The 15,749-nt window shown below is 71.2% G+C and carries 18 protein-coding genes and 1 pseudogene; 11 read left to right on the forward strand and 8 right to left on the reverse strand.

All coding sequences use genetic code 11. From position 1 onward, the window contains the following. Positions 1-40: 40 nt before the first annotated feature. The 4 genes and pseudogenes from ACPEH2_RS07955 to ACPEH2_RS07970 all read left to right on the forward strand — a co-directional run. Positions 41-388: pseudogene (locus ACPEH2_RS07955) on the forward strand (DUF805 domain-containing protein); the annotation flags it as partial. Between the two features lie 44 nt (positions 389-432). Beyond that, positions 433-633, forward strand: a complete 201-nt coding sequence (locus ACPEH2_RS07960) for a hypothetical protein (protein WP_359918518.1) — start codon at positions 433-435, stop codon at positions 631-633. Positions 634-658: 25 nt separating this feature from the next. After that, positions 659-1,945 carry a Na+/H+ antiporter NhaA gene (gene nhaA, locus ACPEH2_RS07965; protein ID WP_359918520.1) on the forward strand — a complete coding sequence of 429 codons (1,287 nt, stop codon included), beginning with the start codon at positions 659-661 and terminating at the stop codon, positions 1,943-1,945. Next, on the forward strand, positions 1,942-2,280 hold the full coding sequence (locus tag ACPEH2_RS07970; RefSeq protein WP_217528765.1) for a DUF6804 family protein: 339 nt from the start codon (positions 1,942-1,944) through the stop codon (positions 2,278-2,280). The genes nhaA and ACPEH2_RS07970 overlap by 4 nt, the downstream gene beginning before the upstream one ends. 1 nt (position 2,281) lies before the next feature. Here ACPEH2_RS07970 and ACPEH2_RS07975 read toward each other — a convergent pair whose 3' ends face one another. The 6 genes from ACPEH2_RS07975 to ACPEH2_RS08000 form a co-directional block, all read right to left on the reverse strand. Further along, positions 2,282-2,671, reverse strand: a complete 390-nt coding sequence (locus ACPEH2_RS07975; protein WP_359918522.1) for a ribonuclease inhibitor — start codon at positions 2,669-2,671, stop codon at positions 2,282-2,284. A gap of 5 nt (positions 2,672-2,676) precedes the next feature. Then, the gene (locus tag ACPEH2_RS07980) at positions 2,677-3,612 is read right to left on the reverse strand and encodes an aldo/keto reductase (protein WP_359918524.1); all 936 of its coding nucleotides are present in this window, start codon (positions 3,610-3,612) and stop codon (positions 2,677-2,679) included. A 79-nt stretch (positions 3,613-3,691) separates the two neighbouring features. Next, positions 3,692-4,390 (reverse strand): GOLPH3/VPS74 family protein, encoded by a 699-nt coding sequence (locus ACPEH2_RS07985; RefSeq protein WP_423718542.1) that lies wholly within the window; start codon positions 4,388-4,390, stop codon positions 3,692-3,694. A 33-nt stretch (positions 4,391-4,423) separates the two neighbouring features. Continuing rightward, positions 4,424-5,194 (reverse strand): MerR family transcriptional regulator, encoded by a 771-nt coding sequence (locus tag ACPEH2_RS07990; RefSeq protein WP_359918528.1) that lies wholly within the window; start codon positions 5,192-5,194, stop codon positions 4,424-4,426. A 45-nt stretch (positions 5,195-5,239) separates the two neighbouring features. Then, entirely contained in the window at positions 5,240-5,821 is a 582-nt protein-coding gene (locus ACPEH2_RS07995) for a small multidrug efflux protein (RefSeq protein ID WP_359918529.1), read from the reverse strand. Between the two features lie 63 nt (positions 5,822-5,884). Beyond that, a complete protein-coding gene (locus ACPEH2_RS08000; protein ID WP_359918531.1) occupies positions 5,885-6,670 on the reverse strand; it encodes an EI24 domain-containing protein in 786 nt (261 codons plus the stop codon). 93 nt (positions 6,671-6,763) lie between these two features. Here ACPEH2_RS08000 and ACPEH2_RS08005 point away from each other — a divergent pair, with 93 nt between their 5' ends. Genes ACPEH2_RS08005 through ACPEH2_RS08020 form a run of 4 tightly spaced genes read left to right on the forward strand, consistent with a single transcriptional unit; the run spans position 6,764 to position 10,365 of the window. Further along, positions 6,764-7,252, forward strand: coding sequence for a DUF2975 domain-containing protein (locus ACPEH2_RS08005; RefSeq protein ID WP_359918532.1), 489 nt, complete (start codon positions 6,764-6,766; stop codon positions 7,250-7,252). Between the two features lie 39 nt (positions 7,253-7,291). Further along, positions 7,292-8,671 (forward strand): APC family permease, encoded by a 1,380-nt coding sequence (locus tag ACPEH2_RS08010; RefSeq protein WP_359918534.1) that lies wholly within the window; start codon positions 7,292-7,294, stop codon positions 8,669-8,671. A gap of 57 nt (positions 8,672-8,728) precedes the next feature. Then, positions 8,729-9,118 (forward strand): D-alanyl-D-alanine carboxypeptidase family protein, encoded by a 390-nt coding sequence (locus ACPEH2_RS08015; RefSeq protein ID WP_359918536.1) that lies wholly within the window; start codon positions 8,729-8,731, stop codon positions 9,116-9,118. Then, positions 9,115-10,365 (forward strand): FAD-binding protein, encoded by a 1,251-nt coding sequence (locus ACPEH2_RS08020; protein ID WP_359918538.1) that lies wholly within the window; start codon positions 9,115-9,117, stop codon positions 10,363-10,365. The genes ACPEH2_RS08015 and ACPEH2_RS08020 overlap by 4 nt, the downstream gene beginning before the upstream one ends. A gap of 373 nt (positions 10,366-10,738) precedes the next feature. On the opposite strand, the gene ACPEH2_RS08025 is transcribed toward ACPEH2_RS08020, so the two are convergent. Beyond that, positions 10,739-12,136, reverse strand: coding sequence for an HNH endonuclease signature motif containing protein (locus tag ACPEH2_RS08025; protein ID WP_359918540.1), 1,398 nt, complete (start codon positions 12,134-12,136; stop codon positions 10,739-10,741). Between the two features lie 355 nt (positions 12,137-12,491). After that, a complete protein-coding gene (locus ACPEH2_RS08030) occupies positions 12,492-12,737 on the reverse strand; it encodes a hypothetical protein (RefSeq protein ID WP_311286429.1) in 246 nt (81 codons plus the stop codon). Between the two features lie 199 nt (positions 12,738-12,936). On the opposite strand from ACPEH2_RS08030, the gene ACPEH2_RS08035 reads away from it, so the two are divergent. The 3 genes from ACPEH2_RS08035 to ACPEH2_RS08045 are packed head-to-tail and all read left to right on the forward strand — an operon-like array spanning position 12,937 to position 15,653. Continuing rightward, on the forward strand, positions 12,937-13,944 hold the full coding sequence (locus ACPEH2_RS08035; RefSeq protein WP_064002726.1) for an SDR family oxidoreductase: 1,008 nt from the start codon (positions 12,937-12,939) through the stop codon (positions 13,942-13,944). Positions 13,945-14,001: 57 nt separating this feature from the next. After that, a complete protein-coding gene (locus ACPEH2_RS08040; protein WP_311286427.1) occupies positions 14,002-14,796 on the forward strand; it encodes a thioesterase family protein in 795 nt (264 codons plus the stop codon). Next, positions 14,793-15,653: an SDR family oxidoreductase gene (locus ACPEH2_RS08045; RefSeq protein WP_359918542.1), complete on the forward strand. Its 861-nt coding sequence runs from the start codon at positions 14,793-14,795 to the stop codon at positions 15,651-15,653. The genes ACPEH2_RS08040 and ACPEH2_RS08045 overlap by 4 nt, the downstream gene beginning before the upstream one ends. The last annotated feature ends 96 nt before the right edge of the window (positions 15,654-15,749 follow it).

Consider the following 15,749-nt stretch of genomic DNA (forward strand, 5'->3'; position numbering starts at 1 on the left):
GCAGGCCTTCGTCCGGTAATGGAAGAAGTACGCGACCTTCACCGGTCGCGCCAGCCTCAGCGAGTTCTGGTGGATGCGCCTCGCGTACTTCCTGATCGGGATGGTGCTCGTCGTGATCATGATCGGCGGCGCACTCGTCGGCGTCTCGTACGACCCGGTGACCGGGCAGAGCCGGCCCGGTCCGCTCATCGCGGTCGGCGCCATCCTGCTGGTCCTCTTCCTGCTCGCGACGATCATCCCGGACGCCGCTCTCACCTGGCGGCGGCTGCACGACGCGAACCTGCCGGGACCGCTGTTCTTCCTCGCCTTCATCCCGAGCCTCGGCTCCCTCGTCCTCCTGGTCCTGACCCTGCTGCCGACCGATCCGGCCGGGCGCCGCTTCGGCTGAGCAAGTCCCGGGCCGCGTCCGGGCGGCCTCGGTACGATGGAGGCATGACGATCACGGCCCGCTACCGCCTCGAGCGCGCGCTGCCGTCGGCGATCGGGATCCGCGCCCTCACCGCACCGCAGCATCCGGGAACCAACGGATGGGTCAGCGAATGGGGCACCAACGCGCACGGCGAGATCGCCGGCTGCCCGCCGTCGGGGGGCCTGACGCGCACCGCTCGTCGGTGCGTCCTCAGCGACCCCTGATCACCGACGCGGAAAGCGATCCGTCATGTCCACTTCCCCCTCCTCCCGCACGGCGCCGCACGAGATCTGGCGCGGCATCCGTCAGACCGTGCAGACCGACACCTTCGGCGGCATCCTGCTGCTGGCTGCGACCGTCGCGGCCCTCGTCCTCGCCAACTCGCCCGCCGCGCCCTGGTACACCGGTCTGCGCGAGACGTCGTTCGGACCCGAGGCGCTCGACCTCCACCTGACCGTCGCGAACTGGGCGGCCGACGGACTGCTCGCGATCTTCTTCTTCGTCGTGGGTCTCGAACTCAAAGAGGAGATCGTCGCGGGGCGGCTGCGCTCGCCGCGCATCGCCGCGGTGCCCGTGATCGGCGCGCTCGGCGGTGTCATCGTCCCGGCGCTCATCTTCACGGCGTTCACGGTGACCGCGCCCGGTGACGCGGTGCGGGGCTGGGCGATCCCGACGGCGACCGACATCGCCTTCGCCATCGCGGTGTTCGCCGTCGTCGCGAAAGGCCTGCCGCCCGCGCTCCGCGTTTTCCTGCTGACTCTCGCCGTCGTCGACGACCTCTTCGCCATCACGATCATCGCCACCGTCTACACCGACGACCTGCAGCCGGTGTGGCTCGCGGCGGCGATCGTCCCGCTCGTCCTGTTCGGGCTGGCGGTGCGGCGCGGCATCCGTCATTGGTGGGTGCTGATGCCGCTCGCGATCGTCACCTGGGCGCTCGTCCACGCGTCGGGCGTGCACGCGACGATCGCCGGCGTGCTGCTGGCCTTCACCGTCCCCGCGACGGTGACGCCGCGAGCGCGGGTGCGGGTGGGGACGGATGCCGACGGCAGCCCCATCCACGATGCGTTCACCGCGCACTTCGCTGACCGCTTCGGTCCGATCTCGACGCTGGTCGCGATCCCCGTGTTCGCGTTCTTCTCCGCCGGGGTGACCGTCGGCGGCTGGGACGGGCTGGTCTCGGCCTTCGGCGATCCGGTGACCCTCGGCATCCTGGTGGGGCTCGTCGTGGGCAAGCCGGTCGGCATTCTGCTCGCGGTGTTCCTGCTCACGCGGGTGCCGTCGGTGCGGCGGACGTTCGAACTGCGATGGGGCGACATGCTCGGCGTGGGCCTGCTCGCCGGCATCGGGTTCACGGTCGCGCTGCTCGTCGGCGAGTTGTCGTACGGCGTCGGATCGCTCCAGGACGACCACGCGAAGATCGGCATCCTCAGCGGGTCGGTCATCGCTGCGATCGTCGGTGGCGCCGTGCTCGCCGGGCGCGCGCGACGCGTGCGGCAGACTGAGAGCGCGTCCCCGTCCCCAGGAGCCCCATGAGTCGCACGCAGCCGACACCCGCGATGTACCAGCGCAACGCGCTCGCGCCGAGCCTGCTCGCGGCGGCCGTGCTGTTCGTCGCGCCTGCGCTGCTCGAGAGCGACTGGTTCCTCACCGTCCGGTTCGTCGCCACGATCCTCGCCCTCATCATCGGATGGTTCGCGGTGCAGGCGAGGCACTGGTGGTGGGTGCCGATCATGCTCGCTGTCGCGGTGATCTGGAACCCGATCTTCCCCTTCGCGTTCTCGGGTGCGATCTGGAGCGCTGCCCAGGTCGCGGCCGCGTTCGTCTTCCTCGCCGCCGGCGCGACGATCAAGATCCGCCGCCAGACCTGACTCAGCGGAGGTCGAGCGTGACCTGCGGGTGGTCGGCGAACACGTCGAGCACCCGTTCGAAATAGGTCATGCCGGTCCCCGCGCGCAGGTCGTCGAGCTGACGCTGGATCGTGTCGGAGTCGAACCTGCCCGGCTGTGCCAGCTTCTCGCGCAGCCATCGCTCCGTCTCGGCGACGCCGAGGGCCTGCCGGCTGCGCGCCGAATCGCGCCAGACGACCCGCGCGGAGTGGTCCTCGGCCAGCGCCCCGTACCCGCCGTGGAGCAGGTCGTCCAGCGCGTCGAGGCTGGCGCCCAGCTGCCAGTCCTCCCCGGTCATGAACAGACGGTTCAGTTCGGCGTAAAGATCGGGGATGCCGCCGATGCGGCTCCCCTCGATGACGTAGTCCGCCATCCGGCTCAGGGCACCTTGTGGCCCGCCGCCGAGATGAGGCCGTACCACTCCGCGCGGGTGAGGGGGATGTCCGAGCCCGCTGCGGCATCGGCCACGCGCTGGGGATTGGTCGTCCCGAGCACGACCTGCATGTGCGCGGGATGCCGGGTGATCCAGGCCGTGGCGATCGCGATCGGCGTCACGTCGTACTTCGTCGCGAGGCGGTCCAGCAGGGCGTTCAGCTCGGGCAGCTCGGGGGCGCCGAACATCACGCCGTCGAAGAACCCTTTCTGGAACGGCGACCACGCCTGCAGGGTGATCCCGTTGATGCGGGCGTGGTCGACGAGCCCGCCGCCGTCGCGGCTGACCGAGTCGTCCTCGCCCACCATGTTCGCCGCGAGGCCCTGCGCGACGATCGTCGAGTGGGTGATCGACAGCTGCACCTGGTTGGCGACGATGGGCTGCGTCACGGCGGTCTTCAGCAGGTCGATCTGGCGCGGCGTGTGGTTCGAGACGCCGAAGGCTCGGACCTTGCCCGAGGACTCGAGGTGATCGAAGGCGCGGGCGACCTCGTCGGGTTCGACGAGCGCATCGGGGCGATGCAGCAGGAGCACGTCGATGCGGTCGGTGCCGAGGGCCTCGAGCGACTCCTCCGCAGAGGTGACGATGTGCTCGTGCGAGTGGTCGAAGTGCCAGTCGCCCGGCACGATGCCCGTCTTGGTCTGCAGCGTGATCTCGTCCCGCTCCGAGGCGCTCAGACCGAGCGCCTCGGAGAACCGTCGCTCGCAGCCGTGCCGCGTGCTGCCGTACAGGTCGGCGTGGTCGAAGAAGTCGACGCCCGCCGCGCGGCACGCGTCGTACAGCTCGCGGATCGCCTCATCGGACATCTCCTCGATGCGCATCATCCCCGCGACGACGTTGGGGACGCGGTGGTCGGTGGGCCCGAGGGGGACGAGGCGCATGGTGCTCCGTTCTGCGCCGATGCGGCGCGATCGAGCTCCCAGCATGACCGAACCCGATGCGGGTCTGTCAACGGGCTGGCTACGCGCGACCGGCGACCGCAGCGGCGACCACGACGTTGTTCACGATCGTGGCGGCGACCGTGCGTGCGACGGCCTGCGCCGCGGCATCCGCTCCCCAGTTGCCCTGCTCGAGCTCCTTCGCGCGAGTGATGACGGCGCTGTTCCAGCCGATCTCGCGGTCGAACTGCGGGAGCGTCCCGCTGCCGGACAGCAGTGCGGCCAGCGCGGCGGTGCGGACGTCGGGCTGCGCGCCGTCGACGAGCACCGCGCGGACGCCGGCCATCAGCTTGTCGCGCCGGCCGCTCGGGCCGGGTGCGAGCGAGGTGGTGTCGATCAGGCCGAGGAGCTTCCGTGAGGTGCAGGCGATGTCGCCGCGGTCTTCGAGGCGCTCGAGGACGGGCGAGCGGAGTGCGGGCCCGACGGCGGCGAGCACGGTCTGGACGCCGCGCGGCTTGTCGGTGACGTAGTCCCAGGCTGGGCGGAGGAGCGGGTCGCCGGGCGGGTGGTCGGCGACGGCGCGGATGCGGAGTGCGCCGGTGGCGCCGGCGGTGTCGGTCTCGACGTTGCCGTCGAGGCCGAGCTCGGCGAGGACGGCGCCGGCGAGGACGTAGAAGAGGGTGCCTTCGCCGGCGATCGTGCCGTGGCGCGGCTGGAAGAGGAGGAGGAGCAGGTCCTCGGCGAGCGTGGGTGCGCCGGGATCGGTGTTCGTCGTCATCATGTGCTCAGTCGACACCCTGTTCCCGGAACAGGGTCAAGCGCCGGAGGCGGTCTCCTCTGGGGTGGACACCTGCGCGGCGGCGATCTGCTCGGTTGCGAGGTGGCTCGCCAGTGCGAGCACGCGGATCTGTGCGGGGTTGTACAGCTCCTGCAGCGCCTCGACGAAGGTCTCCTGGCTCACCCGCTCGCCTCGGGGGAGATGGTCGCCCGGATCGCTCAGCCACGGGTAGTCGCGCAGGCTCTGCTCGATCGAGGGAGCCAGCGCGCGTGCGAGGCGGAGCACGGTCTCGTCGCCGGCGTCCGCCGCGAGGGCGTCGATCTCGGCGCGGACCTCGGGCGGGCTCGTGTCCTCGCCGACCATCTTCCGGACGTCGGCCATCGCCTCGTCGTCGTACAGGCGGCCGAAGACGTGGATCAGTGAGCTGTCCGCATCCGAGAGTGTGTCGGCGTACGGCTCGAAGCCCGACGGGCCCGACGCGGGCGCATGCCCGTGTCGGATGGCGGCGAGGTCTGCGCGGGCGCGCTGCAGTCGTTCGATGCCGGCCTGCAGCTCGGCATCGAGATCGTCGAGCTCGCGCTCACCTGCGGTGCCACCGTCGATGAGGTCGGGGACCCGCGAGAGCGGGACGCCCAGGTCGACCAGACGCCGGATCCGCAGCAGGCGCACGAGGTCGGCCGCCGTGTACTGCTTGTAGCCGTTGTACCGCCGGTCCGGCTCGGCCATGAGGCCGAGCCGGTGGTAGTGGCGGACCGTGTTGACCGTCGTGCCGGCGAGCTCAGCCAGTTCCCGCGTGCTCCACGCCATGCGCTCCTCCTCGCCGCGTCACTGTATCCAGGGGATGCCGCGATGTCACCATCCGAGGACGGTGACGAGCCCTGTGGCGGCCGCGGCGACGGCACCGGTCCACAGCACGATGGCGATGATCTGCCAGAGCATGACCCAGCCCTTGCGCACGCCCGAGGCGACGAAGAACGCGGCGGTCAGCTGGGTCGGCAGGGCGAGCGGGGCGAGCAGGCTCGCTCCGGGGACGCCGAAACGCACGAGCCAGCGGCGGAGCTTCGTCTGCCCCTTCGTGCGGCGGGTGGGCTTGTCGTCCGTGGTGGCCTGCTCGTCGACGGTCGCGACCGTCAGCGCCCCGGTCGAGGCGCCGGCGCGGGCGGGCGCGGCGGTCTGCGTCGCTGCGGCGCGGCGCGCGACGACGGATTCGCGGACGCGCGAGCCGAGCAGCACGACGAGCAGGACCGAGAGGATGTTGCCCGTCGCGCCGGCGATCGCGGCGATGATGGGGTTGATGCCCACGATGATGCCGAGGGTCGCGGAGCCCTCGCCCTCGACGTAGGGGATGGCGCCGGCGAGGGCCACCATCAGGGGATGGACGAGTTCGGGAAGGCCGGCGACGACATCCTGGAGGCCTTCGTAGGGGCTGGACATGGGGTGCTCACGCTCCGTTTCGATGGGTGAGCACCCATCACAGACCGTGTTCTCACCACAGGGTCAAGCGGTCGTGTCAGCCGTGTCGGCGGCGGTCGTGTCGAGCATCCTCCGGGCGAGCAGCGTCGAGCCTGCGACGGCTGCGGGCATGGCGACGACGGCGCCGAGCGGGACGAGGAAGCACAGCTGCGTCGCGACGCCGAATCCCAGCACCCGCGCGCGCTGACCGCGGCGCAGGTCGCGGCGGGCCGCGGCATCCAGCCCCCGCGCTGACAGCGCGCGCGAGGTGAGTTCGTCGGCGAGCAGCCAGCCCGTGAGGAAGGCGGCGACGACCGCACCCAGGGCGGTGCCGACCAGCGGAATGAGCCCGACGAGTCCGGCGACGATCGCCGCGAGGAGCCCGCGGAGGATGAGCCCGACGCTGTCACGGATCGACCGCCAGAACCCGTAGTCCGACTCGGGCGGCGCGTCACCGAGGTGCTGCTCGACCGAGCGCCAGATCCGCTCGTAGAACGGGTCGCCGACGAGCAGCGTGAGCGCGGTGAACGAGACGACTGCGAGGACGACGGCGCCGCCGAGGATCGCCGCGCCGATGCCGAGCCGGACGAGGGATGCCGCGACCTCGGCCCAGTCTTCGGCGAACGGGGTGAGCGCGTCGACGATGTCGCGCAGGAAGACGACGAGGGTGATGATCCCCGCGAGCAGCAGGATGCCGACGATCGCCGCCGGGATGAGGCCGAGCGCCATCCGGCCGGGCAAGCGCCCCCAGAACGCGAAGCCGCGACCGAGGTCGCCGACCCCGCGGAAGAACGAGGCGACCGGGCGCGGTGCGGGCGGGGGAGTCGTCATGCCCCCATCCTGCCCGGTCGCCGTTCTCGAACGCTCGACAAGGCGAGCTGTTTGTCGATATAAAGGTATCGAAAGTCGATAGATGGGGAATCCGTGATCGCACTCGCCAAGGCCGGGATCGGCATCTTCCTGGTCGCTCTCCTCGCCCTGCAGCTGTGGGTCGTGCCCGAGGTGGCGGCGGGGTTCGCGCAGCTCGCTCCCGAGTTCGCCGGACTGCGGATGCCGGGGGTCGTCCTCAGCGGCATCCTGCTCCTCTGCGTGCAACTCGCGCTGCTGTGCGCGTGGCGTCTGCTCGCACGCTTCGGCGCCGGGCGTCTCTTCGAGGACGGCGCTTTCCGCTGGGTCGATGCGATGATCGGCCTGACCGTGGCGGGAATGGCGGTGGTCGCCGCGGGATGCGGGGTGATCGGCGCGGCCGGCGCGGGGAGCCCCTTCGTCCTGATCCTCACCTTCCTCGCGCTCGCCGCGGGCGCGGCGATCGCCCTCCTGCTGGGGGCGCTGCGCGCGGTGCTCCGCGACGCCGTGCTGCTGCGCGATCAGGTCGTCGGGGTCGGGCACGCACAGGAGAACCCGCCGCGATAGGGGTTGCATCCCACGCGCGGTTTCGGTTGGAGTGGTGCGATGACAAACGACACGTCGGCTCCCCTCGCCCAGGAGAAGCCCGGTCTGAAGCGCGCCGTCGGCACCTGGCTGCTCTTCGCGTTCATCGTCGGTGACACCCTCGGCGCGGGCATTTACACGCTCGTCGGCACGATGGCGACCGACGTGGGCGGTGTCATCTGGCTGCCGCTGCTCATCGCGCTCGTCGTCGCGCTGCTCACGGCCGGCACCTACGCCGAGCTGATCACCAAGTACCCCCACGCCGGCGGCGCAGCACGCTACGTCGACAAGGCGTTCGGCATCCCGTTCCTGTCGTTCCTCGTCGGCTTCCTGATGATGGCCTCGGGCATCACGACGGCCGCGGCGCTCGCCAACGCGTTCGCGGGCGATTACTTCAGCGCCCTGTTCGACATCCCGCCGATCCCGGTGGCGATCGGCTTCATCGTCGTGCTGACCCTCATCAACCTGCGCGGCGTGAAGGAGTCGCTCGCGACGAACATGGTCGCGTCGATGATCGAGGTCTCGGGACTCATCCTCGTGATCGTCATCGCGGCCGTCGTCTTCGGCAGCGGCGGCGGCGAGCCGTCGCGCATCTTCGAGTTCGCGCCCGACGTCGCACCCCTGCAGGGCGCGTTCGCGGCATCCATCATCGCGTTCTTCTCCTTCCTCGGTTTCGAGGCGGCGGCGAACATGGCCGAGGAGGTCAAGAACCCGTCGCGGTCGTACCCGCGAGCACTGTTCGGCGCGATTCTCACGGCCGCCGTTGTGTACCTGTTGATCGCGATCGGCGCGGTCATCGTCGTCGAACCGTCGAAGCTCGCGACGTCCTCCGGTCCGCTGCTCGAGGTCGTGACCGCGAGCGGTCTCGCGGTGCCGGGATGGCTGTTCAGCCTCATCGCGCTCGTCGCGATCGCCAACGGCGCGCTGCTGTTCATGGTGATGGCGAGCCGTGTCGCCTACGGTCTCGCGGAGTCGGGTCTCATGCCGCACGCCTTCGGCAAGGTGCTGCCGAAGCGGCGGACGCCGTGGGTCTCGATCGTCGTCGTCGCCGGGGTGACGATGCTCCTCACGGTGGTCGGCGACATCTCGACGCTTGCCGAGACGACCGTGCTCCTGCTGCTCCTCGTGTTCCTCACCGCGAACGTGAGCGTGCTCGTGCTGAAGAAGGACAAGGTCGAGCACGACCACTTCTCGGTGCCGCGCATCGTGCCGATCCTCGCCATCATCGCCAGCATCGTGCTGCTCACCCAGCAGACCGGCCTGGTCTGGCTCGCCACCGCCGGATACGTCGTCGTCGGAGCGATCCTGTTCTTCGTCGCGCGGTTCAGCCGTCGCCGCGGCGACCGCAAGATCGCCGCGCGCACCGGCGCGATCCCGACCGTGAAGGGGTTCCGCGACTGAGTCGCGGGGCAGTCGCACGATCGCGGTGACGATCGCGAGCCCGAGGCCGTTGCGCTCGTGATCGGACCGGCGGATGCGGGTGGCGCCCCGCTGGAACGGCTCGGCGAGCGTCGCGGCGACCGCGGCATCCATCCGCTCCCCGCCGTTCTCGACGATGAGGACGGCCGCGTCGTGGTCGCGGTGCGTCGTGACCGGCTGGGCGAGCCGACGGCGGACACCGCGTCGCCGTGGACGGCGAGCACGCGTGCGACGGAGGACGGGCTGACTCTGCGGATCGACAGCGGCTGGCGTTCGCCCGAGTACCAGGAGCGCCTGCTGCAGGATGCCGTGGCGAAGTGCGGCTCGCGGGAGGAGGCCTCGCGGTGGGTCGCGACCCCCGAGACCTCGGCGCACGTGTCGGGTGACGCCGTCGACCCCGTCCGGGCGCGCCTAGGCTGGCACGCATGAGCGACGACGCCGGCCTCAACTGGTCCCGCAACATCCGCTACTCGGCAGAGCGCATCGTCGCCCCGACGACGGTCGACGAGCTGCGCGAGGTGGTCGCGGCATCCGCGTCCGTGAAGGCCTTGGGGTCGCGGCACTCGTTCACCCGCATCGCCGACACGACGGGCACGCTCGTGTCGACCGCCGAGCTCGACCTGCCTATCCAGGTGGATGCCGCGCAGCGCCGCGTGCGCGTCGGCGGCGGCGTCCGCTACGGCGAGCTCGCGCAGGAGCTCGACCGGCAGGGGTGGGCGCTCGCGAACCTGGCTTCGCTGCCGCACATCTCGGTCGCCGGCGCGGTGAGCACGGGCACGCACGGCTCCGGTGTCGCGAACCGGTCGTTGGCCGCGGCGGTCACGGGGCTCGAGCTCGTCACCTCGACCGGCGACCTCGTCCGGCTCAGCGAGACCGACGAGACCTTCTACGGCGCCGTCGTGGGGCTCGGCGCGCTCGGCATCGTCACGACGGTGGAACTCGCGATCGAGCCGACCTTCGAGGTCGCCCAGACGGTCTACGAGAACGTGCCCGTCGAGGCGGTCCGCAAGGCGTTCGACGTCATCGCCGCGTCGGCGTACAGCGTCTCGTTCTTCACGACCTTCCGTGAGGACATGTACGTCGACCAGGTGTGGCGCAAGGAGCGGACGGATGCCGCGGCGACTCCGATCCCTGCGGCGCTGCGCGATCGCGAGGCGTCCGGGGCGCGGCATCCGCTGCCCGGGGTGTCCGCGGCGTCGTGCACCGTGCAGGGCGGTAAGGCGGGGCGCTGGCTCGACCGGTTGCCGCACTTCCGCCTCGAGTTCACCCCGTCGAACGGCGAGGAGCTGCAGTCCGAGTTCCTGCTGCCGATCGTCGACGCGGTCGCCGCGTTCGACGCGGTGCGCGAGCTCGCCGACCGGCTGAAGCCTGTGCTGCAGGTGTGCGAGGTGCGCACGATCGCCGGCGACGAGTTGTGGCTGTCGCCGAGCTCGGGGCGCGATTCGGTCGCGTTCCACTTCACGTGGACCGCCGACGAGGCCGGCGTCGCCGAGGTGCTGCCCGAGCTCGAAGCGGCGCTCGCGCCGTTCGACGCGCGACCGCACTGGGGCAAGGTGTTCACCCCGCGCGACCCCGCCGAGCTCTACCCGCGCTGGGCGGACTTCGTCGCCCTGCAGCGCGAGCTCGACCCGCGCGGCGCGTTCGTGAACGACTACCTGCGCGCGTTCGGGGTGTAGTCCGCGCGGGCTGCGCGGCTGCGTGGGGTTCACGGTTGCGCGGGGTGGCGGTTGCGCTTGGTTCACGGTTGCGCTTGGTTCACGGTTGCGCGGGGTGGCGGTTGCGCTTGGTTCACGGTTGCGCTTGGTTCACGGTTGCGCGGGGTGGCGATTGCGGCGTCGGCTTGATGGTGGCGCGGTGCCGAGTTGGGCTCGATCTTTGCGCGGGTCCGGCTCCCGAGGGCCGCGGGCAGACCCGGCAAGAGCGAGCGCTGACTCAAGCGGTCAACCAGACCGCGTGTGTGGCGGGCCGCCGCTCGGTCGTCGAACCGTCGTCGACCAGACCGCATGGATGGCGGTCGGCGGCGGCTCGGTCGTCGGACCGTCGTCGACCTCAGAAGGGTGCGGGTGCCGCTGGCGCGGTCGGCGGTGGTGGTGCGGCAGGGGTGAAGGCGACGGCCGGTGTCGGTGCGTCTTCTCTGTAGATCCTGCCGAGGGGTGAGGTCCATTCGAGGACTCCACCCTTGAGTTGTCGCACTCTCCAGGCGGTGAATTGCTTCATCGAGTGGTGTCGTTGGCACAGATGAGCGAGGTTCGACAGTTCTGTTCGTCCGCCGAGGGCGTGATCGTGCGTGTGGTCCACTTCGCAACGGATGGCAGCGACCCGGCACCCGGGGAAACGGCAGTGCTGATCACGGGCTTGCAGAAACCGGCGCATCCCCGACGGGACCCGGTACGAATCTGTCGAGACCGTGACACCCGTGGTCGGGTCGTGGAAGAGCCGTTCCCACATCCCGGTGTTGCCGGCGAGCGTGCGCGCCGTTGCGGGGTCGATGGGGGAGCGCCCGGCGAGGTCGCACGGTCCGTCGTCCTCGCCCGTGAGGGCGGCGGCGGGGACCAGCACCTGCACGCGTGCCCGGATCGCACCGAGCGGGCCTGCGGTGGTGTCGCGGGTGTCGTCGAGGGCGGGTGTCCCGGCGAGGAGCAGGTCCGCGAACACGTCGGCCCGGACTTGATCGGTGGAGCGGTTGTCAGTGGCAACGATGGCGGCGGCGTCTTCGCTATCGCTGTCGCTGCGCGTCGTGGCGGCGTCCCCGAATGCGACACCGACACCTCCGCGCGCAGCGATGCGTTCGTCGCGGGTGTCGATGATCGCCCTTGCCTGCTGCGTCAGCCGGTCGTGGATCCCCTCCGCGATCACCGTCGGGACGGTTGCGACCACGTCGCTCATCCCGTCTCGGCCCGGCACGATCCGCACGCAACGCCCAGCGGCGGCTTCATCATGCCGCTCGGCGAACGAGCGCGGGTGCATCCGGTGTGCGAGGATCTCGAGCTCGCCTCGCACCCGGTTCGGGGTGTCCCGTTCACACCGGGTGATCGCGACCTGTTCGAACTCCGGCCACATCTCGGCCGGCAGGCTCGTCCCGGTCTCGAGAATCGCGATCGCGTGCCCGCGCACGATCCGCCCCTGCTCCCACGCCTCGACCGTCGCGGGGAACCCTTCGACCAGAGTCCGCGCTTCCCCGATGCGGCGTTGGACGGTCCGATCGGTCACGCGCATCACACCGCCGACCTCGGCCGCGATCGACCGCAACGCCATGTCATGCACCTGCACCCGCGCATTGCGTTGGGCGGTCTGCGCCTCCGCCAACCGCCCTGCTGCGGCCAGCGCGCGCAGTTCCTCAATCTGCGCGGCGGCGATCCGCCGCGCCGCGGAATCGACGTCCGCGACAACTCCCGCCAGGGCAGCGAGATAGTCCTCGCCACCGGGGGTTTCCGCCGCATCCGTCATACCTGCACTCTGCCACTGGCCACCGACATCCACCCCGGCAAAACCGGCCCAGATCACACGATGTGAACGTCCCGAGGATGAGAGTTCTCTCATCCTCATCGGCCCGCCCCGAGCGCCTGTCGAGACCTTCGGGACGCCGTCCTGCGAGAACTCGGTCTACCAGCCGTCGCAGGTGCGGGGTGCGGCAACCTCAGGGCCGAGTGAGTCGCGGTCCGAGCTCGACCGCGTCCCCGACGAGGACATCGTCGAGACGTCGCGTCAGGCCGGTCGCTTCATCCTCGACGAGCTGATGGGCGTCTGGGAGATGGTCGACGTGAACGACGCCGCGCGCCCCCCACCGCTCGCGCCGGCAGAGTCACCCCTCGTCGGTCTCGATCTCGCCGTTCGCGATGGCGTCGGCGTAGGTGCGGATGTCGGGGCCGGGCTCCCAGTCGATGAACTCGTCCTTCAGCCTGCCGGTGAGCGCGGCGTACGCCTCGTCCGAGGACATCCCGTCACCGGAGCGGGCCAGGTCGACCACGGCCTCCCGCAGCACCCGGTCGGCGTCGTCGAGGATCTTGCCGCGTGCTTCGTCGTTCCAACGGATCTCTGAGCTCTTCATGCCGCGACGCTAGCCCGACGGGCGGATGCCGCATCCCGGCTTGCGTTCTCGGCCCCGATGCGCTTGCCCTGTACCTCATCGCCGCGACCCTGGCAACGGCATCCCGACCCTCCACGGCAGACCGAAGGATGGAGGCAGCGGCAGAGGCCCGCCTCACACGGGTCCCCCGCCCGGTCGGGCCCCCGCGGAGGAGCCGGTCGTGAGCAGCACCACATCCCGAGGCGTCGCCGTCGTCACCGGCGGCAGCGCCGGACTCGGCCGCGCGATCGTGCGCGAACTCGCCGCCCGCGGCTGGGACGTCGCCGTCCTCGCCCGAGGATTCGAGGGAGTGGATGCCGCGGCCACCGAGGTGCGCGCCAAGGGCCGCCGCGCGCACGGCATCACCGTCGACGTCGCCGATCACGCCGCCCTCGAGCTCGCGGCGGCCGAGGTCGAGGCCGAGCTCGGCGAGATCGACCTGTGGGTGAACAACGTCATGTCCGGCTCGATCGCCCCCTTCCTCGACACGACCCCGGAGGACTACGAGCGCGCGACGCAGGTCACCTACCTCGGTACCGTGAACGGCACGCGCTCCGCGCTGCGACGGATGCGGGGGCGCGACCGCGGCCACATCATCCAGATCGGCTCGGCCCTCGCCCACCGCGGCATCCCGCTGCAGGCGGCGTACTGCGGGTCGAAGCACGCGATCCACGGCTTCACCGACTCGGTCGTGTCCGAGCTCACACACGAGGGGAGCGCCGTCGCGGTCTCGATCGTCGACATGCCGGCCCTCAACACGACGCAGTTCGGCTGGGTGAAGTCGCCGTTCTCGAAGCACCCGCAACCGGTGCCGCCGATCTACCAGCCCGAGGTGGGCGCCCGTGCGGTCGCCGACGTCGCCGACAAGCCGCGCCGCCGCACCTGGGTGGGCGAGTCGACCGTCGGTCTCGTCCTCGGCACGCGGGTGGCGGGCCGCTTCATGGACTGGTACCTCGCCAAGAACGCGTGGGAGGGTCAGTTCGCCGACGACAAGGGTTCGTCGACCACCCCGCCGAACCTCTACGAGCCGGTCGCCGGCGACCACGGTGCGCACGGCGCGTTCGACGACCGCGCGCGCGGCGAGAGCCTGCAGACGCGCGCGCTGCGCCACCGGCGCGGGCTGTACACCGCGGCATCCGTCGTCGGGGCCGCCGCGGTCGCGGGCGCGGTGAAGCTCCTGCGACGCTGAACCCCGCCCCCCAGACCCCCTGACCCCGGGGGCCGGCCGCGGGTAGCATCCCATCTCGTGCCCGCCTACTTCGAACGCCTCGCTTCCGAAGGTGTGAACGAGACCCGGTTCCAGCCCACCGCCTTCACCGGCGGCGCGTGGAACGTCACCGAGCAGCACGTCGCCCCGCCGATCGGCCTGCTCGCGCATGCCATCGAGGTCGACCACGCGGCGCGCAGCCCGCAGCCCATGCAGCTCTCGCGCCTGTCGGTCGACATCCTCGGGGTCATCCCGATCGACGAGGTCGAGGTGACGTGTCGCGTGCTGCGGCCGGGTCGCAGCATCGAGCTCGTCGAGGCGACGCTCGCGCAGGGCGGTCGTCCCGCGCTCTCGGCACGGGCGTGGCTCCTGCACACGCGCGACACCGAGGCGCTCGCCGGCTCCGCGCACCCGGCGATGCCGCCCCGCGACGCGATCGAGCGCGTCGACCCGTCGTCGGCGTGGCCCGGCGAGTTCATCGCGACGGTCGGCGAGGTGCGCCGCCGGCAGGAGGCGCCGGGTCGCGCCTGGACCTGGATCCTGCCCGCCGTGCCGCTGCTCGAGGGCGAGCCGGTCTCGACGACGGCGCGCCTCGTGTCGCTCATCGACATCGCGAACGGCGTGACCCCGCGCGTCGATCCGCGCGAGGTCGCGTTCCCGAACCTCGACCTGACCCTCCACCTCGTCCGCGCCCCCGAGGACGGCTGGATCGGCTTCGACACGACCGTCACGTTCGGGGCGACAGGCCTCGGGATGACGCACACCGTCCTGCACGACGAGCGCGGCGTCGTCGGCTCGGTCGTGCAGTCCCTCACCGTGCGGCCGCACCGATGACCGCGCCTCTCACCGGGAAGACCGCCCTCGTCACCGGCGTCTCGCGCCGGCGCGGGATCGGGTACGCCGCGGCGACGCGGCTCGCGCAGCTCGGCGCGAGCGTGTTCATCCAGCACTGGCGCCCCCACGACCTCGACCGGCCGTGGGGTGGCGACGATCTCGACGCGGTGCGCACCGGCATCCGCGCGGCCCTCGTCGATGACGCGCGCGTGGGCGACGCCGAGGCGGATCTGACGGATGCCGCGGCGATCCCGGGTCTCATCGCCGACGCCGCTGCTCTCACCGGACGCCTCGACATCCTCGTCTGCAACCACGCGAAGAGCGGCGACGACGGCAGCATCCTCGACATGACCGCCGACCGGCTCGACGCGTTCTGGGACACCAACACCCGGTCGACACTGCTGCTGACCGCGGCGTTCGCCCGTCGCCTCGCGCCGCCGCAGTCCGGTCAGCGCCGGCCGGGCGACGCGGTCGAGGGTTCGAAGCCCTACGCCGAGCCGACCGGGCGCGTCTTCTGGATGACGTCCGGGCAGGGTCACGGCGCGATGCGCGGCGAGGTCGCCTACGCGACGAGCAAGGCGGCGCTCGCGGGGGTCACCCGCACCGTCGCGGCGGACCTCCTCGATCTCGGCATCGTCCTCAACACGATCAACCCGGGACCCGTGAACACCGGGTACATGGACCCCGACAGCGCCGACCGCGACACTTCGGGCCTCGACGAATGGCTGCGCACGACCGCGTTCGGCCGCGTCGGCGTGCCCAGCGACCCCGCGGCCCTCATCGGCTGGCTGTCGACCGCCGAGGGCGCCTGGATCGTCGGGCAGGTGCTCACGAGCGACGGCGGATTCAGCCTGTAACCACGGCGGTTACAGCCTCCAGCGGTGACGGATGCACGATCGGTGGGGCAGGCGTCGCTTCGCCGCGACGCGCACTAAGCGCCGGCACCGCCGGTC

The organism is Microbacterium sp. NPDC064942, assembly GCF_049545525.1.
GTDB lineage: Bacteria > Actinomycetota > Actinomycetes > Actinomycetales > Microbacteriaceae > Microbacterium > Microbacterium gawkjiense.